This is a genomic window from Amycolatopsis xylanica (assembly GCF_900107045.1).
In the GTDB taxonomy this organism is placed as follows: Bacteria; Actinomycetota; Actinomycetes; order Mycobacteriales; family Pseudonocardiaceae; genus Amycolatopsis; species Amycolatopsis xylanica.
The window spans coordinates 829,704-853,102 of sequence record NZ_FNON01000002.1 but is presented as its reverse complement, the minus strand read 5'-3'; the positions used below and the strand labels follow the sequence as shown (position 1 = coordinate 853,102).

At 64.2% G+C, this 23,399-nt stretch carries 23 protein-coding genes, 1 tRNA gene and 1 pseudogene; 12 read left to right on the top strand and 13 right to left on the bottom strand.

Features of this window, described 5'->3' with window-relative positions; genetic code table 11:
* Positions 1-6 precede the first annotated feature (6 nt).
* The 3 genes from BLV57_RS11885 to BLV57_RS11875 form a co-directional block, all read right to left on the bottom strand.
* A complete protein-coding gene (locus tag BLV57_RS11885; RefSeq protein WP_245757277.1) occupies positions 7-810 on the bottom strand; it encodes an alpha/beta hydrolase family protein in 804 nt (267 codons plus the stop codon).
* 165 nt (positions 811-975) lie between these two features.
* The gene (locus BLV57_RS11880) at positions 976-1,749 is read right to left on the bottom strand and encodes an arylamine N-acetyltransferase family protein (protein WP_091288685.1); all 774 of its coding nucleotides are present in this window, start codon (positions 1,747-1,749) and stop codon (positions 976-978) included.
* Between the two features lie 33 nt (positions 1,750-1,782).
* Positions 1,783-2,352, bottom strand: a complete 570-nt coding sequence (locus BLV57_RS11875; RefSeq protein ID WP_091288684.1) for a TetR/AcrR family transcriptional regulator — start codon at positions 2,350-2,352, stop codon at positions 1,783-1,785.
* Between the two features lie 67 nt (positions 2,353-2,419).
* On the opposite strand from BLV57_RS11875, the gene BLV57_RS11870 reads away from it, so the two are divergent.
* Positions 2,420-3,013 carry a dihydrofolate reductase family protein gene (locus BLV57_RS11870; RefSeq protein ID WP_245757276.1) on the top strand — a complete coding sequence of 198 codons (594 nt, stop codon included), beginning with the start codon at positions 2,420-2,422 and terminating at the stop codon, positions 3,011-3,013.
* A gap of 52 nt (positions 3,014-3,065) precedes the next feature.
* Here the strand turns inward: BLV57_RS11870 and BLV57_RS11865 are convergent, their stop codons facing one another.
* Together BLV57_RS11865 and BLV57_RS42810 are read right to left on the bottom strand one after the other, a co-directional pair.
* Positions 3,066-3,860 (bottom strand): inositol monophosphatase family protein, encoded by a 795-nt coding sequence (locus BLV57_RS11865; RefSeq protein WP_091288683.1) that lies wholly within the window; start codon positions 3,858-3,860, stop codon positions 3,066-3,068.
* Positions 3,861-3,900: 40 nt separating this feature from the next.
* Positions 3,901-4,314, bottom strand: coding sequence for a hypothetical protein (locus tag BLV57_RS42810; protein WP_143047035.1), 414 nt, complete (start codon positions 4,312-4,314; stop codon positions 3,901-3,903).
* Between the two features lie 320 nt (positions 4,315-4,634).
* Here BLV57_RS42810 and BLV57_RS11855 point away from each other — a divergent pair, with 320 nt between their 5' ends.
* The 4 genes and pseudogenes from BLV57_RS11855 to BLV57_RS43925 all read left to right on the top strand — a co-directional run.
* Positions 4,635-5,756 (top strand): DNA methyltransferase, encoded by a 1,122-nt coding sequence (locus BLV57_RS11855; protein ID WP_218134731.1) that lies wholly within the window; start codon positions 4,635-4,637, stop codon positions 5,754-5,756.
* A 112-nt stretch (positions 5,757-5,868) separates the two neighbouring features.
* Complete coding sequence (locus tag BLV57_RS11850; protein ID WP_218134729.1) at positions 5,869-7,125, top strand: DUF262 domain-containing protein; 1,257 nt, start codon at positions 5,869-5,871, stop codon at positions 7,123-7,125.
* A 231-nt stretch (positions 7,126-7,356) separates the two neighbouring features.
* Complete coding sequence (locus tag BLV57_RS42805; protein ID WP_143047034.1) at positions 7,357-8,178, top strand: HEPN domain-containing protein; 822 nt, start codon at positions 7,357-7,359, stop codon at positions 8,176-8,178.
* A gap of 205 nt (positions 8,179-8,383) precedes the next feature.
* Positions 8,384-8,931: pseudogene (locus tag BLV57_RS43925) on the top strand (hypothetical protein); the annotation flags it as partial.
* A gap of 861 nt (positions 8,932-9,792) precedes the next feature.
* On the opposite strand, the gene BLV57_RS11840 reads toward BLV57_RS43925, so the two are convergent.
* Positions 9,793-9,866: transfer RNA gene (locus BLV57_RS11840), tRNA-Gly, on the bottom strand.
* A gap of 122 nt (positions 9,867-9,988) precedes the next feature.
* Here BLV57_RS11840 and BLV57_RS11835 point away from each other — a divergent pair.
* On the top strand, positions 9,989-11,188 hold the full coding sequence (locus BLV57_RS11835) for an oxygenase MpaB family protein (protein ID WP_091288678.1): 1,200 nt from the start codon (positions 9,989-9,991) through the stop codon (positions 11,186-11,188).
* 14 nt (positions 11,189-11,202) lie between these two features.
* Positions 11,203-11,784 carry a dCTP deaminase gene (gene dcd / locus BLV57_RS11830; RefSeq protein WP_091288677.1) on the top strand — a complete coding sequence of 194 codons (582 nt, stop codon included), beginning with the start codon at positions 11,203-11,205 and terminating at the stop codon, positions 11,782-11,784.
* A gap of 13 nt (positions 11,785-11,797) precedes the next feature.
* Here dcd and BLV57_RS11825 read toward each other — a convergent pair whose 3' ends face one another.
* Together BLV57_RS11825 and BLV57_RS11820 are read right to left on the bottom strand one after the other, a co-directional pair.
* Positions 11,798-12,694, bottom strand: a complete 897-nt coding sequence (locus BLV57_RS11825) for a CE1 family esterase (RefSeq protein ID WP_091288676.1) — start codon at positions 12,692-12,694, stop codon at positions 11,798-11,800.
* Positions 12,695-12,764: 70 nt separating this feature from the next.
* On the bottom strand, positions 12,765-13,949 hold the full coding sequence (locus tag BLV57_RS11820; protein ID WP_091288675.1) for an FAD-dependent oxidoreductase: 1,185 nt from the start codon (positions 13,947-13,949) through the stop codon (positions 12,765-12,767).
* Positions 13,950-14,022: 73 nt separating this feature from the next.
* Here BLV57_RS11820 and BLV57_RS11815 point away from each other — a divergent pair, with 73 nt between their 5' ends.
* Together BLV57_RS11815 and BLV57_RS11810 are read left to right on the top strand one after the other, a co-directional pair.
* Positions 14,023-14,514 carry a MarR family winged helix-turn-helix transcriptional regulator gene (locus BLV57_RS11815; protein WP_091288674.1) on the top strand — a complete coding sequence of 164 codons (492 nt, stop codon included), beginning with the start codon at positions 14,023-14,025 and terminating at the stop codon, positions 14,512-14,514.
* A 108-nt stretch (positions 14,515-14,622) separates the two neighbouring features.
* Positions 14,623-15,384 carry a CAP domain-containing protein gene (locus BLV57_RS11810; protein WP_245757274.1) on the top strand — a complete coding sequence of 254 codons (762 nt, stop codon included), beginning with the start codon at positions 14,623-14,625 and terminating at the stop codon, positions 15,382-15,384.
* Here BLV57_RS11810 and BLV57_RS11805 read toward each other — a convergent pair.
* From BLV57_RS11805 to BLV57_RS11790, 4 genes are all read right to left on the bottom strand, one after another.
* A complete protein-coding gene (locus BLV57_RS11805) occupies positions 15,378-16,373 on the bottom strand; it encodes a cation diffusion facilitator family transporter (protein ID WP_091288673.1) in 996 nt (331 codons plus the stop codon). The two genes, BLV57_RS11810 and BLV57_RS11805, sit on opposite strands and share 7 nt — an antisense overlap.
* Positions 16,374-16,389: 16 nt before the next feature.
* Entirely contained in the window at positions 16,390-16,983 is a 594-nt protein-coding gene (locus tag BLV57_RS11800; protein WP_245757273.1) for a DUF742 domain-containing protein, read from the bottom strand.
* A 107-nt stretch (positions 16,984-17,090) separates the two neighbouring features.
* Positions 17,091-18,725 (bottom strand): NPCBM/NEW2 domain-containing protein, encoded by a 1,635-nt coding sequence (locus BLV57_RS11795; protein WP_218134728.1) that lies wholly within the window; start codon positions 18,723-18,725, stop codon positions 17,091-17,093.
* Between the two features lie 192 nt (positions 18,726-18,917).
* Positions 18,918-21,125 carry a (Fe-S)-binding protein gene (locus tag BLV57_RS11790; protein ID WP_091288671.1) on the bottom strand — a complete coding sequence of 736 codons (2,208 nt, stop codon included), beginning with the start codon at positions 21,123-21,125 and terminating at the stop codon, positions 18,918-18,920.
* 146 nt (positions 21,126-21,271) lie between these two features.
* Between BLV57_RS11790 and BLV57_RS11785 the strand changes: the two genes are divergently transcribed.
* From BLV57_RS11785 to BLV57_RS11775, 3 genes are read left to right on the top strand one after another with little or no spacing between them, the layout of a single operon-like run.
* On the top strand, positions 21,272-21,595 hold the full coding sequence (locus tag BLV57_RS11785) for a DMT family transporter (protein ID WP_091289099.1): 324 nt from the start codon (positions 21,272-21,274) through the stop codon (positions 21,593-21,595).
* Positions 21,592-22,152 carry a TetR/AcrR family transcriptional regulator gene (locus BLV57_RS11780; protein WP_091288670.1) on the top strand — a complete coding sequence of 187 codons (561 nt, stop codon included), beginning with the start codon at positions 21,592-21,594 and terminating at the stop codon, positions 22,150-22,152. Before BLV57_RS11785 ends, BLV57_RS11780 begins: the two co-directional genes overlap by 4 nt.
* A gap of 42 nt (positions 22,153-22,194) precedes the next feature.
* Positions 22,195-22,605 (top strand): GNAT family N-acetyltransferase, encoded by a 411-nt coding sequence (locus BLV57_RS11775; RefSeq protein ID WP_091288669.1) that lies wholly within the window; start codon positions 22,195-22,197, stop codon positions 22,603-22,605.
* Here BLV57_RS11775 and BLV57_RS11770 read toward each other — a convergent pair.
* Entirely contained in the window at positions 22,592-23,395 is an 804-nt protein-coding gene (locus BLV57_RS11770) for an IclR family transcriptional regulator (protein WP_091288668.1), read from the bottom strand. The two genes, BLV57_RS11775 and BLV57_RS11770, sit on opposite strands and share 14 nt — an antisense overlap.
* Positions 23,396-23,399: the final 4 nt, after the last annotated feature.

The following is a 23,399-nucleotide window of genomic DNA, read 5'->3' as shown; positions in this document are numbered from 1 at the left end:
TCCAAGCTACAGCGCTTGCGCCTTGGCGTTGCGGCGGAAGTCCGACCAGATCGGCGAACCGCAGTTGCCGCACTGGGGACCGAAGAACTCGCCGTAGGCCGCCTGGTCGTTCATCAGGAAGTACCGGAACCACGCGGTGATCGGGCCGCGGAATCCGCCGCCGTCACCGGTGGGCGTCAGGTGGGTCGCGCCCGCCAGTTCACCGTAGATCGCCGGGATGTGGCCCGCCGCGTTGTAGCGCGGGATCACCAGCAGCAGCGGTACGACGACGGTGTCGTGCTGGCCGCCGAGGATGAACATCGGGCCCTTGAGCTGTCCGATCACGCCTTGCGGACCCGGCTCGATCGGGACCGTGGTGTCCACGCGTGCGTCCGCGCCCGCGTTGATCGTGCCGCCTCCGCCTTGCGAGTGGCCGCTCGCGCCGACCTTCGACGTGTCGACCTTGCCGTAGAAGACACTGCCCGCCTTGGCATTCTGCGCGGTCAGATAATCCAGTCCCGCCAACATTTCCGAGCCACTGCCCGACTGCGTGGTGTTCGCCGCGGCGACGATGAAGCCGTGCGATGCCCAGTGTCGCAACAAGGTCGCGTAGATCGACGGTGTCGCGAAAGTGCCATTGCCCCAAAGGATTACCGGATGTTTGCCGCAGCCGCCGAGATTGGCCGGCCGGTAAATGGTGTGCCCGGCGCCGCTTTGCTGCTCGGTCACGGTGAACGGTCCCGGCCCCGACCAATTGTGTCCGACCGACGGGCAGCTCGCCGCGGCCGGTGCGGCCACCGCCTGTCCTGTCGTGGCCACTGTCAACGCCACCGCGCCAATGAACACGCCCACTCGCCGAAGCCGTGAAAACACGCCTGCCCCTTTCGCCGTTGAAAGATCACCTCACAGAGTGCCTCGCGGCGAACTCGATCGCCGATGTGGTCTTTCCCAAGAAGCACCGCGGATCATTGTGACGGCGCCCAACGGCGAGCGTGGTCACCTCAAAGTGTCGATTTTCGCCAACTCGTTCGGAGTAACGACCACATCGAGACCGCGCAGGGTCTCGTCGAGCGTTTCCCTTGTGACGATTGATTTTTCGACGCGCCCGTCGGCGTATTCGAGGATGAGTTCGTTGCCGACGAACCGCTTGCTCAAGCCCGGTTCCAGGCGCATCACCACGATTTGTTCCCAGAACGGGGACTTCGGATGTGTCGAGACGTAGTGATGCCCGACCTCATAGTCGACTTGGTAGCGGACTTCGGGCCCGAATTGGTGCAGTGTCGTCCAGTCACTTTCGAATCTTTGCAACCGCCACCAGGGTCCATTCTGGAGCAGCCGATACTTCCAGCCGGACTGGTCGACGATTTCCTGATCACGCAACGGCATCGACCGCAGCAGTCCCCAGCCGAACCCGACATCGGCGAGGAATTCGTCGTCCCCGATCCGCACCACGAGCATCATGTGCGTCGACGGCCCCGGCCGGTCCGGCTGCACCCGCGCCATCCGCCGCTCGACGGTGAACCCGAGCGCCTCCAGCGCCGCCGCGAACAGCAGCCCGTGCTCGTAGCAGTACCCACCCCGTTGCCTGCGCACGAGTTTGTCCTGGATGACGCCCAGCCCGATGCCGGCGTGCGTGCCCATGACCACGTCGAGATTCTCGAACGGGATGGACCGCACATGCGCTTCGTGCAGCGACTCCAACGCCTCGGCCGACGGCGTCACCCGTGCGTGCCCGATTCGCGTCAGGTACGCGTCGAGGTCGAAGTTCATGTGCCCAGTGAACAACCTCGAGCGTGCTGGATGTCAAGCCAATCGATCAACGAGCGCGTCGATGAGCCCATGCCGTTCTTCCGGGGTCAGCAGATCGGGCAAGGTGAGCCGTTCGACGATCATCCAGTTCAGCGCCAGCCACAGCAGCGTCACGGTCGTCCCGTCGCCGGGCAGCCCCGACTTCAGGTGGTTCTCGACGTTGAAGTCGAGATCCGCGCGAACGCGCCCGGTGAGCACCTCGCGCAGCCCCGGCCGCCGCGTCGCTTCGAGGCGCAGTTCCAGCAGCGCCAGGAACCCGGTCGGGAACGCGGCGACCCGCTCGACCACCTCGTGCATCAGCTCGGTGACCCGCGCCCGGGTGCGCGGCCCTTCGTCGACGGCGGCCATCACGGCCTCGTCCGGTTCGAGCCGCTCGTAAACCCGCGCGCCGACACTCATCATGATCTCGTCGCGGTTGGCGAAGTAGTTGGAAGCGGTGCCCGCGGGCACCCCGGCCTGCTGATCGACCGCGCGGAACGTCAAGCCCCGCGCCCCCTCGTTGGCCAGCACTTCGATCGCGGCGTCGAGCAGCGCCGCGCGGCGTTCGGGATTGCGTCGCACCATCGGTTGAAACCACTCCAGGTGTAGTGATACCGTTCTGCGTACTTAAAGTACTACAACCTTAGTGGTCATGGGGGCCTGGATGCGCAAGCTCGTCTACTACGTCGCCGTCTCGATCGACGGCATGATCGCAGGCCCGGGCGGCGAGTTCGACTTCTACCCGGAGGCGCCCGACATGGTCGAGTACCTCCGCGCCGAGTTCCCCGAGACCATGCCGACCCACATTCGCCCAGGTATCGGCCTCGAGGGCGTTCCGAACAAGCGCTTCTCCGCCGTCCTCATGGGCAGGGGCACCTACAAGCCCGCGCTCGACGCGGGCATCGCGAGCCCGTACGCGCACCTGCGTCAGTACGTGTTCTCGACGTCCCTTGGCGAGATCGCCGACCCAGGCGTCGAGCTGATCTCCGGCGACCCCGTCGCAGCGGTCCGCGAACTCAAAGCCTCCGACGACCAAGGCGACATCTGGCTGTGCGGCGGGGGAAAGCTCGCGGGGACGTTGCTGCCGGAGATCGACGAGCTGATCTTCAAGACCTACCCGGTGGTGGCGGGCGCGGGCATCCCGGTCTTCGCTGGCGAACTCGGGGCGCGCCCCTTCACGCCGGTCGACACCCGCGTGTTCAGCCACGGCGGCACGATCACCACATACCGTCCCAGTCCACAGTAGACACTGCTTCGGGGTCGTGAGTGATGCGGCCGGTTCTAACCGGTCTAAACACTCACGACCTCTTTTGAAGCAGCGGCCAGAGCGCGGAAGCGATTCCCGGCGCGACGGCGACCGTGGTGCCGGACGAGAAGTCGTGCGGAACCCCGGCCGTGTCGGCCACGATCGCGCCGGCTTCGCGGGCGATGAGGACACCGGCGGCCGTGTCCCATGGCTTGTTGGAGTAGAGCACGCACGCGTCGAAGCGTCCTTCCGCGACCCAGACCAGGTCGATCGCCGCGGAACCGATCATCCGGACACGCTCGACGTTCTCCACCAGTGCCGTACTGACCGACCGGCGGTAGTCGTTCTTCTCGGCCGCGCCGTCGCCGACCGCGTAGTCGCCGATCGCGATGATCGCGCGCCCGAGGTCGTCGTTCGAGCTGGCCCGCATCGGCTTCTCGTTGACGAAAGCCCCGCCGCCTTTCGTGGCGTGGTAACGGAGTCCGAGGAATGGCGCCGCGATCACGCCGACGACGGATTCGCCTCGCTCGACCAATGCGAGTGACACCGCGCAAATCGGCAGGCCGTGCGCGAAGTTCGAGGTGCCGTCGATCGGGTCGAGCACCCAGATCCGCTCGGCGGTCTGGTCGAGTTCGCCGCCACCGTCCTCTTCGCCGAGGAACTCGATGTCAGGTGTTGCCTGCTCGAGGTAGGCGCGGATGTGTTGTTGCACCTGGATATCCAGATCGGTGACCAGGTCGCGGTCGCCCTTCTCGCGGACGACGCCCGGGCCGGACGTGGTGATGAGCCGGTAGCCGACCTCGACGGCTTCGCGTGCGATGGCGAGCAGCTCGGCCAAGTCCTTCACTCGGTGCACCTCCAGCGTCTCGAAAACAAAAACCCCAGGTCTACAGTGGACAACTGCTGACCTGGGGTTTTGTCAAGAGAGCGGATGACGGGAATCGAACCCGCGTATTCAGCTTGGGAACCAGGGTGAGCATGCTGGAAAGCGGCCCTGACCTGCGGACGGGGATGTTTCGCGGTGTCTGCTGTTGACCTTGGTTAGCCAGCCTGAATGGCACGTTGATGGCATGACCTGCGGCGACCTTGCTTCCCAGGGCGGTCATCTCGTTGTGGAGGTCATTGAGCGAGATCGCAGAGTCTTGCATGTCCTTGTGCCGATGAAGGACGGCCAACAGTGCTTCACTGATGGCGAAGCTGCCCGGGTCGGAGGCGTTCAGTTCGGCGCGCTTACCCTGTTCGATAGTCAGGAGCGCGTCAGCGGTGTGGGCCTCGGCTGAGGCGCGGTCGGATGTTGACACGAAGTCGACCCTGCCAGCTGGCAGGGTCGACGTAACTAGGCCGATGAGCTGATCGCCGTGAGCGGGGGTCGCAGCACTGACGGCCGATTCGGTGGGGGCGGCCCGAAGCGGCAGGCCTTCCGTGCCGCGATCGGGAGGTCCGCCGTACGGGTGGTGACGTAGTCGCCGCCGCTGGCGCACTTGATCCCAATAGAGCCAAGCTGGGCGAGCCGCCACACTGCTAGACTAACTATCGTCGTGAGAGCCTGGCAGAGTCCAAAGCCACCGCGAGCAGCCCGGCTACCTGTCTGTCGGGCATTGCCGCCTGTACAATGCCGACCGTGACTGCAACAGCGGACGCTAGTACTCAATCTTGGCCGGAGGATGTCCTACGGCTTAATGCTATCTGTCCGTACTACACGATGTTTCCACTGGAATTCCCGCTTCAGCAGCTCGCCGAGAAGCCGGACGCAACTCGTGTTCTAGATCCCTTCTGTGGTCGAGGGACCACGTTATATGCTGCCCGACTTAAAGGCCTGTCGTCCGTCGGGATCGATATCAATCCTGTAGCTGCAGCTATCGCGCAGGCTAAGTTAACGTATGTTACAGCCGCGTCGGTAGTAGAACTAGCGAACAAGATTCTTCGTTCGAGCACAGACAATATCGCCCCCGAAGGTGAATTCTGGCAATGGTGCTACGAAGAGGAGACACTGCAAGAGCTACTCGCGCTGCGTGCTAGTCTCCAAGGTCTGAATACGCCCACAGCTGCGATGCTGCGCGCCGTGATGCTGGGCATTCTTCACGGACCACAAAATAAGGGACTGCCATCCTACCTTTCGAACCAGATGCCTAGAACGTACGCATCCAAGCCAGCTTATGCAGTAAAATTTTGGAAAACTCGCGGTCTGCTTCCGGTTCGAATCCCGACCCTCGACGTCATCAGGAGACGGGCGGAACGCCTGTTAAAGGCTGCGCCAGTCGCTAAAAGTGGCCGTGTTTACTTGGGTGATTCTGTTGATACGTTGCAACGTCTTCGCCAGAAGTTTGACTTGGTGGTCACCTCCCCTCCTTACTACGGCATGCGAACCTACGTATCAGACCAGTGGCTACGATCATGGTTTCTCGGCGGGCCACCGGAGGTTCCCTATGGCTCGGCTGGACAGATCGCTCGACAGCCTAACCAGCAGGCATTCATTCAAGCGCTTGCCGACGTGTGGACTGCAACTGCCGACCGTTGTCACCCAGGCGCCCGGCTTGCCATTCGCTTTGGCGCACTGCCCTCAGCGCGAACAGATCCAGAGGAAATGATACTCAGTTCCATTCAGCTATCGGGCTCTGGCTGGCTTGTCAAAGACGTACATCCCGCAGGCATATCGCCCAAACAGGCCCGTCAAGCGGAGCAATTTGGCAAAGCAGGCTCAGCAATCGACGAAGTTGACGTTATTGCCGAGCTCAACCAATAGCTGCAGTGCAGAGGTCATCCTGTTATGACAACGGAGGGGGACTCTAGTGAACGCTAGAAAAGTCCAAACAGACGTCGAAGTTCCTCTGCTTCCTGGGGAAACTATTGATGAATTGAAGCACGAAGAGACCCCTCCTGCCGGAGACGCTGAACTAAATAAGCGCTACGTGCGCGAAGGTGTCCGTATTGTAGTCGAGCAAGCTCGGTATCCTTTAAGTCAAATCCTTGGCATGTTTACGGAAACGTTCGAGACGGATGCTGGGCATACTGAACCAAAGTATAAGCGCGACCCTGAATATCAGCGCCGCCACCGGTGGGACAACGTTCGAAAGTCCAGGCTCATTGAGTCATTTCTGATGAACGTTCCCGTTCCCCCTGTTTTTCTTTATGAATACGACTTGGCTCGATTCGAAGTGATGGACGGACGCCAGCGTTTGACGGCCCTAATGGATTTTTACCAGAATAAATTTGAGCTCACAGGGCTACAACATTGGCCGGAACTTCACGGCAGAAGATACTCCACGCTGCCACATTCGATTCGCGACGGCATTGACCGCAGGTACTTGTCGTCGATAATCTTGTTGAACGAAACGGCGGCTACCGAGGAACAGGCTGCCTTTTTGAAGAAGCTAGTATTCGAACGACTGAATTCTGGCGGTGTGAGACTCAGTGGTCAGGAAACACGTAATGCCGTGTACGATGGACCACTCAACGACCTTTGCCTGCGTCTATCCCAGACGCCGGAGTTGCGCATAATGCTTGGAACACCAGGAGACCTCGAGTCCCTGCCGCCACGGGAAGAGTCAACCGCAGGCGACATTGAGGACGACGACAACCAGGAGGCTATGTCAGTCCGAGAGGATTCAGAGGGCGTTAAGATCACACCGACTGGGCGCAAGATGTTCGAGTCGATGGAAGACGTCGAGCTTGTTTTAAGGTTCTTCGCTTATCGTCATCTTGACAAATTCTCTCAGGGGCTGAACAAGATAGCCGAATTTTTGGACGAATTCTTGGTTCGCGGGAACAAGTTTCCAGCTGGAACGCTGAGAAGCTACGAGGAGATATTCCTCTCTAATCTTCGATTTTGGTACAAAATAGGTGGCGCCGACGCCTTCAAAGGCGCCAGTAATCGGCAGTTCAGTAAGATTGCTTTTGATGCTCTCATGTACGCAAGCTCAGTACTTACTGAAGCCCAGAAAGAGCTGTTGCTCTCCAGTCGGGAGTCCGTGCGGTTCGCGCTGACAGATATGTATGCCAAACATGGCGTCGACTTTGGCGGACGGAAGACTAATACCTCGGACGCGCGCCGCCGCAATAAACACGCGATGGACGCGCTTAATGCAGCGTTGAAGTCATCCAGGACTAGATAGGGGTAGTCGACGATGATAGTCGAGTACAACGATCTAGCGGTCGACCTCGATCGAGTTCGCCGATTCCTCGAAAGTGGTTCCAATGAGAGGCAGACTTTAGACCAGAGAAGATTTGCGTACATTGCGTGTATTTCTGCACTGTATTCATCCTTTGAGAATTTCTCCGAACGACTGATATTCAGGTTTAGCGAAAGACTACTCGCCGATCCCGCTAGATTATCAGCTGATCAGATGCAGACGTTGCGGAAAAGCTACGTGCAGAATGCCTCAAATCTACTGGGCAAGGATCTCGGATCCGGAAGATTTGAAGGAATCTCTCATTTGGATGTTGCCAAAAGTCTCGCCTCATGCCTCGACGACACGAGTCCGAATGTTGATCTGCGCCTTGAGGTGATCGGCCATCACACCTCTAATATCCGCTGGGACACATTGTGTGGACTATTTCGCTGGGCAGTCCCAGATTTAGGCGAAAGGATTCGTTACTCGGATGCAGTAAAAGAATGGATGTCAGTAAAGGGTAACATCAATAATAGCACGCTTCCAGCGGTTCTAAAGTCAGAATTGGATGACCTTGTGGAGCGGCGCAACGAGGTGGCTCATAGAGCGATTCCCGATGAAATTCTCTCATACGATCGCCTGCTCGATAAGGTTGCCTACATCAGGGCGGTCTCCCTCGGTCTCGTCTCTAGTCTAGTCGGAATTCTCCTCGTTCCGTCAAGCAAGAATCCAGCGAGCACACTCCTGGGCAAGATCAAGAGACTCTACAAGAACAATCGAGTAGCCATGGTAGAATCCCTGCACAGGCCGATAGCAATCGACGACTATGTTTTGGTCGCAGGCGGAGATAACGCATCTACTCGATGGGGCCGACTATTGGGATTGATGGTAGGCGAAGACCACGTCCGTGAGGCACAGGCCGGAGCGCAGGTTAGTATCCACTTAGAGTTCGCCACTCGGAAAAACGCCGATTTGCATATCATTGGTGAGTCAAATCCCGACTTAATGGCGTTACCTCAAGGAATTTTTGGCAAGTATGGCCCCCAAAGTGAATGAATTATTAGAGCCTTGCTCAGGGAAGTGGGCCTGACAATAAGGGTTGAGTCGACGAATCTCCATTGCATAGCGTAGCTTCTATTGGTCTGCCGGAAATAGAATTTCTGCAGTCTCAACGGGAGTTCATCTCTGCGTCAAAATGATTAGCTACACGAAACGTCTGCGTGATCTGCACAACCGGCCGATCCGCCGCGCTCGTGCACTCCCCGCAGTTCCCGAAGGGCAATCCGCGGTAGACCTCCGCAAGGTCTGGGCCGGTCGGACCGAGTACGGAAACGAGTGGCTAGTCCCACTGCTCGGCTTTGGCGTGTACTGCCACACCGTCGGTGCCTCGGGCGCGGGCAAGAACTCCCTGATGTGGTGTCCGCTCGGGTCGGCGGCTCCGGCGATCCGTTCGGGCCTGGTGCGTATGTCCGGGATCGACCCCAAGGATATGGAGCTCGCTCGCCTACGGCCAGGGAGCTTTCCTGCTACGCGGTGTCCGGGAAGGACACGGTCGAGGTCCTCGGCAACCTGGTGAACGAGAAGGAATCCGCAAGGGGGAATTCGTCGGGCACGTACGCACCATCCCCCTCTTGAGGGACTATCCTGCTGGAGCTGCTGGAGCTGCTGGAGCTGCTGGAGCTGCTGGAGCTGCTGGAGCTGCTGGAGCTGCTGGAGCTGCTGGAGTTCGCCGAGATCGAACCCCTGACTAAGTACATCGACCCCAAGACCCGCGAACAGATCGTCGAACTTGTCGCCCTACTCAAAACCACTTCATTCGAATGGTCACGAGGCGGTAGCCCCGGATATCTGTGCATCCGAGCAGTGCCGTCGCAGATCCGAAGCCTGCTCAGCACTTGACCGGTGGTCGATTATGAAGGTATGGCCTCACACAAGAACGGTCCGAACAGCATAGGCTACGTCTGCCCTGATTGTGGCGCTGAGACCCGCGCGAATCGTCGCACCGGCGTGCTCCATGGTCACAAGCGCCCAGGTACATACGACGTGTGTCAGGCCTCGGACACTGCCGTGCTGGCTGCGGACGAAAATGCGCCTTACGTTCGACGAGGGATGGGTGGGTTGGACGCCGTCCCCATGCGCTGTCCCGAATGTGGCGTCCACACGCGCGCCAACCGACGAACCGGGTTGCTGTACTCGCATCAGTTACCGAATTCGGTGGAGGTCTGTCCAAGCTCCGCAACCCCGGCACTGTCTGCTGAGGGCGGGACACCGCCGCAGAAAGTCTACGTTGAGGAGCCACCTCAGCAGACTACGCCGACACGTCCCGCGGCAAGTTCGTCAAGAAGCGTACGGACAGTACGCGGGGGTCTTCCCGGCCTTGGTGGCAGTCGTTAAGCACGCTGTGAGGAAGCGTGCTGTAGGGAGGGCGGTGGTCCATACGCGATCGGCGAACGAGGCCCAACCGGCAGATCGTGGACAGCCTGTCCAAGCTCGTCGATCAACACCGGACCAAGGTCACGCCGGACGGGGATGACGACCCGGACGACGGAGCGGCTGGCGCATTGGTCCCGATCGGCTAATGGCATGTTAATGGCACGCCGAGGAAATCCGGCGGGCAAAACGAAAGCCCCAGGTCCAAAGTGGACAACCACTGACCTGGGGCTTTCGTGCTGGAGCGGATGACGGGAATCGAACCCGCGTATTCAGCTTGGGAAGCTGATGTTCTACCATTGAACTACATCCGCAGTGTGTCGCCAGCATACATGGCAACGATCCTCGCTCGGCAACCCCTCCATACCTTGACGCTCGGCCGTCGAAGTGACAACACTTGTTGTCGACATCGGGGTGTCGAGGCGAGGTGGCGACGATGGAAGATCCCGAGCTGTTCCGGCAAGGCGGGTTCCGCCTGGCGTCGAGGCTGTTCATCGAGGGCGACATCCGCGGTACCGAGCAGCAGGTCAAGCGGCTTCGGGAGTTCGCGCAGGCCGAGGATCCGCTAGCGGACGCCGTGGTCGCGTGGATGCACAGCCAGCCGCGCCAGGCCGGGCAGCGGCAGTTCGAGGAGACCCTGCGCGATGGCGTCACCGTGGACACGCCACCTCCGCTGAAGGCGTTCTTCGAAAGCGTCGAGGCGACGCCGTTCTGGGTGGACACGCAACGACTCGAACGTGGCGCCAAAGCCATCCTCAGGACCGGGTTGCTCGGGCTCTTCCCGCTCGGTGACATGTCGCTCATGGGCGGATATCTCGCGTCCAGGGCCACGAAAGCGCTGGTCGGGACCGGCGAGATCGAGCACAAGGCGACAAAGAGACTCGTCGAGACCGCTGCGTGGTGGATCGACGTCACCACGCCCGGCAGCCTTGCGAAGGGCGAGAAGGGCTACATCTCGGCCATCCGGATCCGCCTGGTCCATGCCCACGTCCGCGCCGCCATGAACCGCCGCGCGGACTGGGACTACGAGGCGTGGGACAAGCCCGTCAACCAGGTGCAGACCACCGGGACCCTGCTGCTCTTCTCGCTGGTGTTCGTGTTCGGGACCCAGCTGCTCGGCGTGCGCTACAGCCAGAAGGAACGGGCGGACATCCTGCATCTCTGGCGGTATGTCGGCTGGCTCATGGGCGTCGACGAGGAGTTGCTGCCCGCCAATGAGGAAGACGCCTGGCGGATGCTCTGGCTGCTCGCCAAGACCGAGTTCATCCCGGACGCCGACTCGAAGCGGCTGGCGAAAGCGCTGCTCAAGTCCCACGAGGCGATCGGTGAGGGGCGCGGGTTCGCTGGGAAGGTGCTCTCGCATGTCGCCGTGCGGGTGCACTCGTCGATCAGCAGGCTCGTGCTCGGGAAGGTGAACGCGGACTTCCTCGAGCTGCCGAACGACCCGGTCGCGCAGGCGGTGGTGGTGGCGGCCGCTGGGCTCAACTTCGCGGGCGAGACGCTGCGGCAGCTGATCCCGGGCGCCACGTTGCTGCAGGAACGGATCGGGCGGGCCGGCCGGGAGGCGTACCTCAGGCAGCTCGAGAAGGTTTTCGCGCCCGACACCACCTATGCCCAGCACATGCGGGCAGCCTAAGTACGCTGTCATGCGTGCTGCTCAGTGATCGTGACCTCCGCAAAGAGCTCGAGAACGGACGTCTCGGGGTCGAACCCTTCGATGCCGCGATGCTCCAACCGTCGAGCATCGACGTCCGGCTCGATCGCTTCTTCCGGGTGTTCGACAACTCCAAGTACACCCACATCGACCCGCAGCTACAGCAGGACGAGCTGACGTCGCTGGTCGAGAAGGAGGGCGAGGACCCGTTCGTCCTGCACCCCGGCGAGTTCGTGCTGGGGTCGACGTTCGAGATGGTCACGCTGCCCGACGACCTCGCGGGCCGCCTCGAGGGCAAGTCCTCGCTCGGGCGGCTCGGGCTGCTCACGCACTCGACCGCGGGGTTCATCGACCCCGGGTTCTCCGGCCACATCACGCTGGAACTGTCCAATGTGGCCAACCTGCCGATCACGCTGTGGCCTGGCATGAAGATCGGCCAGCTCTGCCTGTTCCGCCTGACCAGCGCCGCCGAGCACCCGTACGGCTCGGAGAAGGCCGGGTCGCGCTACCAGGGGCAGCGCGGGCCGACTCCGAGCCGGGCCTACAAGAACTTCCACCGGGTCGACACCTGGCGCTAGCCCGTCAGTCGCGTCAGTGCAGTGGGTGCGTGAGGAAGAACTGCCAGATGATCGGCGTCGCGTCGATGACCGTCGGCGTCGCCGAGTCGTTGTTCGGCTTGGTGCTCGGCCAGACGTGCCCGAGCCCGTCGATCTTCACGTGCGCGAGCGAGCAGCCGAGCCAGTGCTGATACGTCACCGGACCGTCCGACCAGCTCACTGACCCGCGGCAGCGGTCACGGGAAGCCCAGCCTGCCAGCCAATCCGGCAGCGCGGGCAGGCCCTTCGCCGGGTTGCCGGTGTACGGGATCGTCGTGTCGGCGGTGCCGTGGAAGTCGATGATTGGCGCCCGCTTCGGCGGGTTGCAAGCGCCCGACTGCGGGTAGAAAGCCCCTGAGACCGGCGCGAACGCCGCGATCCGGTCCGGCATCCGGCAGGCCAGAACGCCGACGAAACCGCCGCCGTTCGACTTGCCCGCCGCGTAGATCCGGCGCGAATCGACGCAAAGCTGCCGCTCCAGCGTCGAGATCAGGTCGCGGGTGAACTGCACGTCGTCCGCGGCCGCCGAGTAGGGCGCGCCTTCCCACGCCGACTCGCCGTCGGTGCCGATCAGGCCCTGCGGGTAGACCACGATCGCGTTCAGCGCGGACATCCCGGTCAGCTGTTCCTGGTACTCCGACGTCCGCTTGTGCCCGTGGAACGACAGGACCACCGGCAGCGGCCGGAAGCGGTTGTACGAAGCGGGCAGGTGGACCCGGTATTCGCGGGACAGCCCGCCGGACTGGAGCGTGGTGTCGGTCGAGGCGCCGGTCCGGTACGGCGCGGGGCGGCCGCAGCCGGTGCGCGCGGCCGTCGCGGCCTCGGCGGTGGCGACTGGTGCCAGAGCGAGCGTTGCCAGCACAGCGGTGAGCAGGGCGAACGTGCGTCTCATCGGTCCTCCAAAACGTTTGGGCAGACCGTGCCACGCGGGGTGATGGCCGTCACTTTTATGGTCATAGTGTTCACACGGCGACGCGTGCTTCCCACTCGATGCGGTGGTTCCACATCCACGACTGGTCCGGCGCCGGCTTCTTGAACGCCTGCTTGATGAAGAAGTCGCGGACGAGCCTGCCGACCGGCCCGACGGCCTTGTCGTCGCCGTTGCGCTTGCCCTGCGCCACGATCGCCTCGACGCGCTCGCGCCGCAGCGACTCGTAAGCACGCAGCGCCGACGGGACGTCGAGGTCGCGCAGGCAGCGGCCGAGCGTGACGGCGTCCTCGATCGCCATCGACGCGCCCTGGCCGGAGGCGGGCGAGGTCGCGTGCGCCGCGTCGCCGACGATCAGCATCCGGCCGCGGTGCCAGGTCGGCACGGTCGGGAAATCATGCGTCGACCAGGGCGGATAGATCTCCGAGGTGGCGTTGATGATTTCGGTGGCCGGCGAGTTGTCGACCTCGACCAGGCGCAGCATCTCGGCGCGCCAGGAGTCGCCCGCGAGCGCACGCAGCTCGGCGGCGGTCGGCTCGTTCTGGTGCGCCGGGTTCGCGAACCACCAGATCTGGCCGTTCGGGTGCAGCACATAGGCGAAGAACACGCGCTTGCCGAAGATCATGCGCATCACGCCGGGTTCGTCGTCGACCCGCACGCCTTCCGCGTAGCCGCCGGTGTTGAGCAGCCGCACGTAGCGCGGCTTCGGCGCGTTCGCGTCGATGATCTCGCGCACCCGCGAGCGCAGGCCGTCCGCGCCGATCAGCAGGTCACCCTCGGCTTCGGTGCCGTCTTCGAACCGCGCGCGGACCCCGTCGCCGACGTTCACGGCGTCGGTCAGGCGCTTGCCGTAGTGCGTGACGATGCCGCGACGGGCCGCCTCGTCGCGCAGCGCGACGTAGAGGTCCGAGCGCTTCACGGTCTGGCTGACCGTGCCGTCCGCGAGCGCCACGCCGAGCGGGAACTTGGCCAGCTCGCGGCCGTTGCCGAGGCTGAGCGCCATGCCCGGCGTGGCGAATCCGATGTCTTTGACCAGGTCTTTCAGGTCCAGTGCGCCCAGCGTGTCGATGCCGTTGACGGCCAGGGTGAGGAACGCGCCGACACCCTCCGCCGTCCGGTCGTACGCCTCGAACAGCTCGGCCTCATGCCCGGCCTTGTGCAGTGCCATCGCGGTCACCGTGCCCGCTATCCCGCCCCCGATGATCAGCGCCTTCGTCATGATGTCTCCCCACCAAAGTCTCTTAGAAACTAATTCGTTCTGTCGAACTAAAGAGTGAGGTAGGATCCGTCGCGTGTCAAGTGACAAGGCGGAACTCACGCGGCGGCTGCTCGAGCTGGCGCGCGTGTGGTCGACGGAGACGGTCATGTTCCACACCGCGATCGCCGAAACCTCCGGCTTGTCCGCGACCGACACCAAGGCCATGGACTACATCGCGCGGCTGGGCCCGCTGACGGCCAAAGAGCTCGCGAAGCACTCCGGGCTCGCGCCCGCGTCGGTGACCGCGCTGATCGATCGGCTGGAGCGGAAGGGCTTGGTGCTGCGCAAGCCGCATCCCGGCGACCGGCGCAAAGTGCTGGTCGAATTCAACGCCGAGCACGCGAAGACCATGCCGCCGTTCTGGGCTGGGCTGATCGCGGAGAGCGTCGAATACTTCGCAAGGCTCAGCGTCGAGCAGCTGGAGACGATCGCGGACTTCGTCGTCGCGTCGACGGAGATCACGCGCCGTGCCAAGGAACAGGTGGCACTTATGTCCATAAAGGACGGTGGGAAAAATCTTCCATGATCAATACCCGCGTTGAGCTGGGGGAGATTTATCTCCAGGCCCCGTCAATCAGAAAAGAGTGACCGAGGCCCTCGTCGTCGTAACTCTTTCGTGATAGTTTTCGGCCCCGTGTCAGCCATTGGTGCGCGCAAGCGCCTACTCCTCGTCACGTTGAGCTTCCTGATCGGTGGCGCGGCCGCCGCGGGCGGGTCGATCGCCATGGGGCTCGTGCCCGGCGTGAACGTGGGGAACAGCGGACTGCAGGTGCCGCACACGGGTCCCGGTGACCCGGCGCTGGCGAAGTCGCAGGGCGGTGGCGCCCAGGACCCGGCTGGCACCGGAACGGGCGCGCCGTCGTCCGAGAGCGCCTCGCCGACCACGACGCCCACCACGAGCAGCAGCGCGACACCGACGCCGAGCTCCGAGGCCCCGGCGCCGAGTTCGTCCGAAGCTCCGGCGCCGCCTCCGAAGCCGGCCGATCCGCCCAAGCCCGCCGACCCGCCGCCTGCCTCGAACGGTGACACTTCGCTCGCGGGACAGGTCGTCGCGTTGGTGAACAAGGAGCGCGCGAAGGCGGGCTGCGGCGCTGTCAGCAACGAAAGCCACCTCGCGCTCGCCGCGTCGAGGCACAGCGACGACATGTCGGACCGTGACTACTTCTCGCACACCACACCCGAGGGTGTCACCTTCGACCAGCGCATCCGCAACGCCGGCTACTCGCGGCCGGGTGCGGAGAACATCGCGAAGGGCTCACGCACGCCCGAGCAGACCATGCAGATGTGGATGAACTCCAGCGGTCACCGCCAGAACATCCTCAACTGCTCGCTGACCAAGCTCGGCGTCGGCGTCGCCACCGACGGCTGGCTCTGGACCCAGGACTTCGGTTACTGATTCCAGCGCTCTGACAGGTCGCCGTAGCGGCGCAGGACGCTGGCGCGCAGGTCCGGATCGGTGCGCGGCACCGGCTCGATGAAGACCTCGGTGACGTCCGAGAACCGCAGCTGCAGCTCGGCCGCGAGACGCACGCAGGCGTGTTCGACGTCCGAGGCGCCCAGCGCGTCGTCGAAGTCGACGCGGGTGCAGACGAGCACGCTGTCGGTGCCCAGCAACATGGTCTGCAGGTCGACGACCGCCTCGATCTCCGGCGCGGCGGCGAGGTGATCGCGGATGCCGCGCACCATCACCGGGTCGGCCTGCCTGCCGATGAGCAGGCCGCGGTTGGTGCGGCCGAGGATGTACGCGACCACGGCGAGCAGCGCGCCGATGCACACCGAGGCGATGCCGTCCCACACCTGCGAGCCGGTGAGCTGGTGCAGCCCGATCCCGGCGAACGCGATCAGCAGGCCGATCAGCGCGGCCGAGTCCTCGAACAGCACGGTCTTCGACGTCGGGTCGTCGACCATGCGCAGGTGCTGGCCGAACGAGCGGTTCTCCTCGGCCGCGTCCGCGCGGGTCTGGCGCACGGCCTGGACCCACGAGACCGACTCCATCGCGAACGCGAGCGCGAGCACGATGTAGCCGACGATCGGGCTCGCCTGCTCCTCCTCGTGGCCGAAGATGGTCGCGAAGCCTTCGTAGAACGAGAACATCGCGCCGGACGCGAAGATCGAGACGGCCGCGAGCAGCGACCAGAAGTAGCGCTCCTTGCCGTAGCCGAAGGGGTGCATGCGGTCCGGTGGGCGCTCCGAGCGCCGCAACGCCGTCAGCAGCAGCACCTCGGTGATCGTGTCGGCGACCGAGTGCGCGGCCTCCGACATCATCGCGCCGGAGCCGGTGATCAGGCTCGCGACGAACTTCATGATGGCGATCGCCAGGTTGACGCCGCCCGCCAGCACGACGGTCAGCGTGCTTTCGCCGGCAGGGCCGTTCTCGTCACTCACACGGTGATCGTAGGACTCAGAGGCGCTGCAGGCCGCGCAGAACGCGTTCCATCATGGCGAGCGCGGGGCGGCCCTCGACGGTGGTGCTCGTTTCGTGGACGTTGACCAGGCCGAGTTCGGCCATATCGCCCAGCAGCACCCTGGCCACCCCGAGCGGGACGGCCAGGTTCGCCGCGATCTCCGCAACCGACCGCGGCCGCTCGCAGATGGAGCGCACCGAATGGAACTCGCCGCTGAGGCGCGACGCGGCCCACGGCGCGTCGACGCGCGTGGAGATCATCGCCTCGATCGCGAGGTGGAGCTTGGGTTTCGTGCGGCCACGGGTGAGCACGTACGGCCGGACGCGCGGGCCGGAGTCGGGCAGCTCGATGTACTCCGGCGGGGGAGCCGGTTCGGGCTTGCGTACCGAGGGCACGGGAGCTCGAACCGGCTCGTCCGTCGTCTGCTGGGCCGGGAAGCGCGCGCCGACACGGCCGACGGCGTCGCGCCGCCGATGGTGGGCGACCTTCACCGGCTCCTCGTCGGCGAAACGGGCACGAAGCTTGTCCGACGGGAACCGCGCGCCGACCAGCGCGCCGTCGGGCATTTTCGCTTCGTGATCATCCGCCATCTTCGCCGCCTTTTTCGCGCGTTTAAAACGGACCTCGCAGGCGGCTCCGGCAACGAGGAAAATTCAGGATACGCGATAAGTCGATTCCGCCAAATGGATTCCGCTTGCTACGAACAGGTGATTATCGGGTCGGCCCAGTCCGCGTGGTCGTAGTCGATGCCGTCACCGGCGTTGGAAACCACGAGACGTAACCGCTGAGCGCCGGAAATATCAGCGGAGAGTTGTTTTCCGGCCGAAGCTCCCGTGAGGACTCCGCTGTCGGCGACTTTTCTGGTACCCGCGTACACCTCGAAAACGACACTTGCCCGATTTGACGGACTTTCGTCGTCGACGCCGACGGTCGCTTCGAACCGGCTGCAGCGACCGTCCACGTAGTACGTCAGGTCACTGCGGGCGTGCGTGCCGATGCCCTTGCCGAAGGTCGTGCCGTTGATGGTGAGAGTGCGGCCGTCGCCTGCGGGCTGCTCGCCGTTGCTGCGGTCCTTTTCGATCGGTCCCCAGCCGTTGGACCACGTTTCTGTCGGAAGATCGGAAATAGACGTCCGGCCATTCGGCGGAACGCTGAGCGTGCCTTGTTTGCTGACGCGGTAGACGACGGTCCCGTGCGCCGGAACCGAGGCGCTGATCGCGCTCGTCGTCGTGCTGGTCGCCTTGGACCAGAGGTCCTTGAGCCCGTACTGCGACGCGCCGCCGATCCCGATTTCCGCGGTGGTGGTGCTGATCGTCGCCGCGGAGCCGTTCTCGTTGAACAGCGCGACGGCGACGTCACCGTTCGTCAGCGGCTTCGCGATCACGTAGGTGCCGCCGGAGGCCTTGACCTGGCGCCCCTGCACGCCGCGCGGGTCCTGGTCGAGCGCGATCACGTCCTTGTTGAGCAGCGTCTGGAAGTTCTCGGCGGAGATGTTCGACAGGTTCGCGCCGATGAGCAGCGGCGCGGACATCATCGACCAGAGGCTGAAGTGGCTGCGGTACTCGGCCGTCGTCATGCCGCCGTTGCCGACCTCGAGCATGTCCGGGTCGTTCCAGGCGCCGGGTTTCGCATAGGGCGCAAGGGAAAGGTTGCGCTTGAAGATGCCGAGCATGCTCGACCAGTTGTCCGAGATGTCGCCCGTGGTGCGCCAGGAGTTGCCGACGTTCTGCGCCCAGTTCCACGGGCTGTTCTCGCCCCACTCGCAGATCGAGAACACGATCGGCCGCCCGGTGGCCTTGAGCGCGTCCCGCATTTTCGTGTAACGCTGGACGGCGTCTACTCCTTGATTGTTGCAATTGTCGTACTTCAGATAGTCGACACCCCAAGAAGCGAACAGGTTCGCATCGCGTTGCTCATTGTTCAAGCCGCCGGGGAACCCCAGCGTATCGCACGTTTTTGTACCGGCGCTCGTATATATCCCGAATTTAAGGCCCTTGCTGTGCACGTAGTCGGCGACATATTTGATGCCGCGCGGGAACCTGACTGGATCCGGCTCCAGGTCACCCTGGGCGTTGCGCTGCGGCTTGGCCCAGCAGTCGTCGAGATTGACGTAGGTGTACCCGGCGTCCTTCAGGCCCTTGCTGACGAACGTGTCGGCGGTGGCGAGCACCATCGCCTCGTTGAACTCGGCGCGGCAGTGCGTCGTGTTCCAGTTGTTGAACCCCATCGGCGGGGTCAGCGCTAGATCATTCTCGAGTGCCTGCGCCGGCGTGGACACGAGCGCGAGCGTGGTGGTCACAACGGACAGTGCGACAACGAACTTCCGTGACATACCCCGAACGTAAGCAGCCCACCCACCCGCGACCAGCCGCCAACCAGGTGGTGGCCTAGACCAATTATATGATCATATCTCAGACCCCACCCAGGAAAGCCCGAAAGCCACTTTCGTCAGGTGTTATCTGACGAAAGTGGCTTTCGGGCTATAAGACCTGCCGGAAGTGGCTTTCGGGCTTCGGCGGGCGGGCTAGACCTCCGCTGGGGTGGTGGAGGCGGGCTTGGGGTCGCCGCGCTTGACGGCGGTGAGCAGGAGCTGGGCCACGTCGATGACCTCGACGTTTTCGCTCGCGAGGCCGTCGCTCTGGCGTGAGGTGACGCCGTCGGTGAGCATGACGCGGCAGAACGGGCAGCCGGTCGCGATCTTCGTCGGGGCGGTGCCGAGTGCCTCGTCCACGCGCTCGATGTTGATGCGCTTGCCGATCTTCTCTTCCATCCACATGCGCGCGCCACCGGCGCCACAGCACATCGAGCGGTCGCCGTGGCGCGGCATCTCGCGCAGTGTCGCGCCCGAGGACTCGACCAGCTCACGCGGAGCGTCGTAGACCTTGTTGTGGCGGCCGAGGTAGCACGGGTCGTGGTACGTGACGTCCTCGGCGATCGGGGCCACCGGGGTCAGGTGCTTCTCGCGCACGAGGCGGTTGAGCAGCTGGGTGTGGTGTACGACGTCGAACTGGCCGCCGAGCTCCGGGTACTCGTTCGCGAGCGTGTTGAAGCAGTGCGCACAGGTCACGACGACCTTGCGGGCCTGGCGCTCGCGGCCCTCGAAGACCGAGTTCAGCACCTCGACGTTCTGCTGCGCGAGCATCTGGAAGAGGAACTCGTTGCCCGCGCGCCGCGCCGGGTCGCCGGTGCAGGTCTCCTCGGAGCCGAGCACCGTGTACTTGACGCCCGCGATGTGCAGCAGCTCCGCGACCGCGCGGGTGGTCTTCTTCGCGCGGTCCTCGAACGCGCCGGCACAGCCGACCCAGAACAGGTACTCGGCGTCGCCGAGCTCGCCGTCGAACACGGGCACCTCGAAGTCGAGGTCCTCGGTCCACGCCAAGCGGTCCTTGGCGTTCTGGCCCCACGGGTTGCCCTTGTTCTCCAGGTTCTTGAACATGCCGTTGAGCTCGGTCGGGAACGACGACTCGATCATCACCTGGTAGCGGCGCATGTCGACGATGTGGTCGACGTGCTCGATGTCCACCGGGCACTGCTCGACGCAGGCGCCACAGGACGTGCACGACCACAGCACCTCGGGGTCGATGACGCCGTTCTCCTCGACGCCGCCGATCAGCGGGCGCTCGGACTCGGCCAGCGCCAGCACGTCGATGCCGGCGTGCGGGTTGTCGCCGGTCAGGCCGATCTCGTCGCCGGCCATGTCGCGCTTGCCGCCCGCGAGCAGGTACGGCGCCTTCGCGTACGCGTGGTCGCGCAGCTGCGTGATGACCAGCTTCGGCGACAACGGCTTGCCGGTATTCCACGCCGGGCACTGCGACTGGCAGCGGCCACACTCGGTGCAGGTCGAGAAGTCCAGCCAGCCCTTCCAGGTGAAGTCCTCGATCTTGCCGACGCCGAAGGTGTCCTCGTCGGGGTCGGCCTCCTCGAGGTCGAGCACCTTGCCGCCGCTCATCATCGGCTTGAGCGCGCCCAGCGCGACGCCGCCGTCGGCCTCGCGCTTGAAGTAGATGTTGAAGAAGGCGCTGAACCGGTGCCACGCGACACCCATCGTCATGTTCTTCGACACGACGTACACCCAGACCATGGCGCTCATCAGCTTGACGAACGCGAACACCGAAACGAGCGCGGCGCTCGACGGCAGCAGGTGCCCGAGCGGCACCGACGCGAACGCGGCCCAGACCGGGCCCTCGTGCACACCCATCGCGGACTTCGCGGCGCGGACGCCGATGATGCCGAGGCCTTCGATGATGACGACGGCCTCGACGAAGTACGCGGCCTTGAAGTCGGAGCCCGCGAACCGGGAGAGCCGGTCGGCGCGCCTCGGGTGGTTCAGCTGGCGGATGATCACCAGCGCCACGCCACCGACGATGGTGCCGACGCCGAGGATCTCCATCAGGAGGCTCCACAGCGACCAGTCCTCGAGGATCGGCCAGCCCCAGGTCGGCACGAACACCTCGCCGTACGCCTCGAACAGCGCGAGCGAGCCGATCAGGAAGCCCCACATCACGAGCCAGTGCCACGGCGCGACCTGGCGGACCTTCGCCATCCGCGTATGCGCGGCGAACTCCTTGATCAGCGTTTTCAACCGGGGCGCGAACGGCCCGTTGCGGGTCGCGTCCGGCTGGCCGAGACGGATCGTGCGGATCATCCGCATGATCGTCATGACGAACATGCTCCAGGCGACGACGCTGACCGCGAGCGCGATCCCGCCGAGCGTCAGTTGTACAGCGCCCATGATCGGGTGCCTTTCGTCCGGATGTGGTGGTGGGGGGAGCGTAGTACTGCTTACCGATGAGTAACTGATTAGCGACGCCTAAGTCCCACCGATGTGGTGTACGACTCGCTCGCTTTTGGGACGATCGTTCAGGTAGTTTGACCGGTGTGGGTTACTTACTGCTGGCTCTGGCGATCGCGGCCGAGGTGTCCGCGACGGTCTCGCTGAAACTGTCGGAGGGCTTCTCCAAGCTGGGTCCGTCGATCATTGTGGTCGCTGGGTACGCCATTGCCTTCCTGGCGCTGGCACAGGTCTTGAAGTCTGGGGTCCCGATAGGGGTCGCTTACGCCATTTGGGCGGCCGCCGGGGTGGCGCTGGTGGCCATCATCGGCGTGTTGTTCTTCCGCGAGTCGATGAACGCGACCATGGTCGCCGGGCTCGCGCTGGTGATCGGCGGTGTGGTGCTGCTGCAGGTCGGGGGCGCGCATTGAGGAGTCAGCTCGACGGCCGCAAGGTGCGCGGCGAGAAACGGCGTGAGGAGCTCATCGCGGCGGCGCTGCGTGTCATCGAGCGCGACGGCGTCGCGGGCGTCACCCATCGGACGGTCGCGGCCGAGGCCGGCGTCCCGACGACGTCGACGACGTACCACTTCTCCAGCCTCGACGACCTGCTGATCGCGACCCTGATCTCGTGCGCGCGCGACATGGCGACCGAGGTCTACTGGATGATCGACCGCGCACGCTCCCGCGGCAGCGGCGGCGCGTCCGAGGTCGCCGGGCTGCTGGCCGAGGCGCTCGGCCCGCGCCGCGGCCGCACGATGGCCGAGTACGAGCTGTACCTGCTGGCCGCGCGCCGCCCGGAGCTGCGCCCGGCCGCGCGGCGCTGGCTCGACGTGCTGACCTCGATGGTCCGCCACGACGACGAGATCGCGTTCCGCGCGTTCCTCGCCGGGATCGACGGCCTGCTGATGCAGGGCCTGATCGACGACGAGCCGCCGTCGGCCGCCGAGCTCAAGCCGGTCGTCGAGTACCTCCTCAAGCCCCGCTAAATCCGTCGCCCTGATCAACAGGGCCGCGTTAGGTTCGCGGGCATGGGGAACATCGAGATCACCGACGACCGCACCAGGGTCGACTTCGACGTCGTGTGGAAGTTCATGTCCACCGAGGCGTACTGGGGTCAGTGGCGTACCCGCGAGCAGATCGAGACGCAGGTCCGCGACGCCTGGCGAGTCGTCGCCGCTTTCCAGGACGGCCAGATGATCGGCTTCGCGCGCGCGTTCTCGGACGGGCTAGCCACGGCTTATCTCGCGGACGTGTTCGTCGTCGAGCACGCGCGTGGCCAGGGCGTTTCCAAAGCCTTGGTACGCCGGATGATCGACGAAGGCCCAGGCGCGGCCATGCGCTGGATGCTGCACACCAAGGACGCGCACGGCCTGTACGCGCAGTTCGGCTTCGCGAAGCCTGACGAGACCTACCTCGAACGGCCCTCTAGCCGAGCTTGAGGTCCTGCTCCTCGTTCGCGGCCAGCAGCAGCGAGATCCGGGTCGCGCCCGCGCGCGCCGCCTGCTCCAGCAGGGGACGGCGGTTGTGGAACTCGTGCGCGGGCACCGAAAACGCGACCGCGCCGGCCACCTGACCGGCCGTGTCGTATACCGGGGCCGACACGCAGGCGATCTCGGGCCGGAACTCCTCGACCTCCATCGCCATGCCGACCCGCGCGACCTCCGCGAGCTCGGCGTCGAGGTCGTGGACGCGGACCGTGGTGCGCTCGGTCAGCTTCGCCATTCCGGCGCCAGCCAGGTATTCGCGGCGTTCGCGCTGGCCGAGTGAGGCGAGCATGGCCTTGCCGAAGGCGGTCGCGTGGACGGCCTCGTGGAAGCCGAAGTCGAGTGGCTTGGCACGGGGGAACTCCGGGGAGTCCGCGACCGCGGCGACGACGACCTGGGTGTCGCGGAAGACGCTGTAGTAAGCGGCCGCGCGGGTGCGCTGATGGAGTAGTCGTAGCTCGTCGCGCAGGTTGTCGCCGACGTCGAGCTCCTCGCACAGCTTTTGGTACAGGCCGCCGACCTTGTAGCCGAGCCCGAAGCCACGTCCGTGCCCGAGCCGGATGAGGTATCCCTCGTGCGTCAACGTGTTCAGCAAGTGATACGTCGTCGAAAGCTTGTATCCGGCTCGGCGCGCCACTGCCTTGGCGGTGATCCCGTCGCCTTCCGAGGCGACGATCTCCAGCACGCGCAAGGCACGTTGGGCCGAGCCGATGAGTCCGCTTGGTTCCCTGAGACCGTCCGGCACTCAA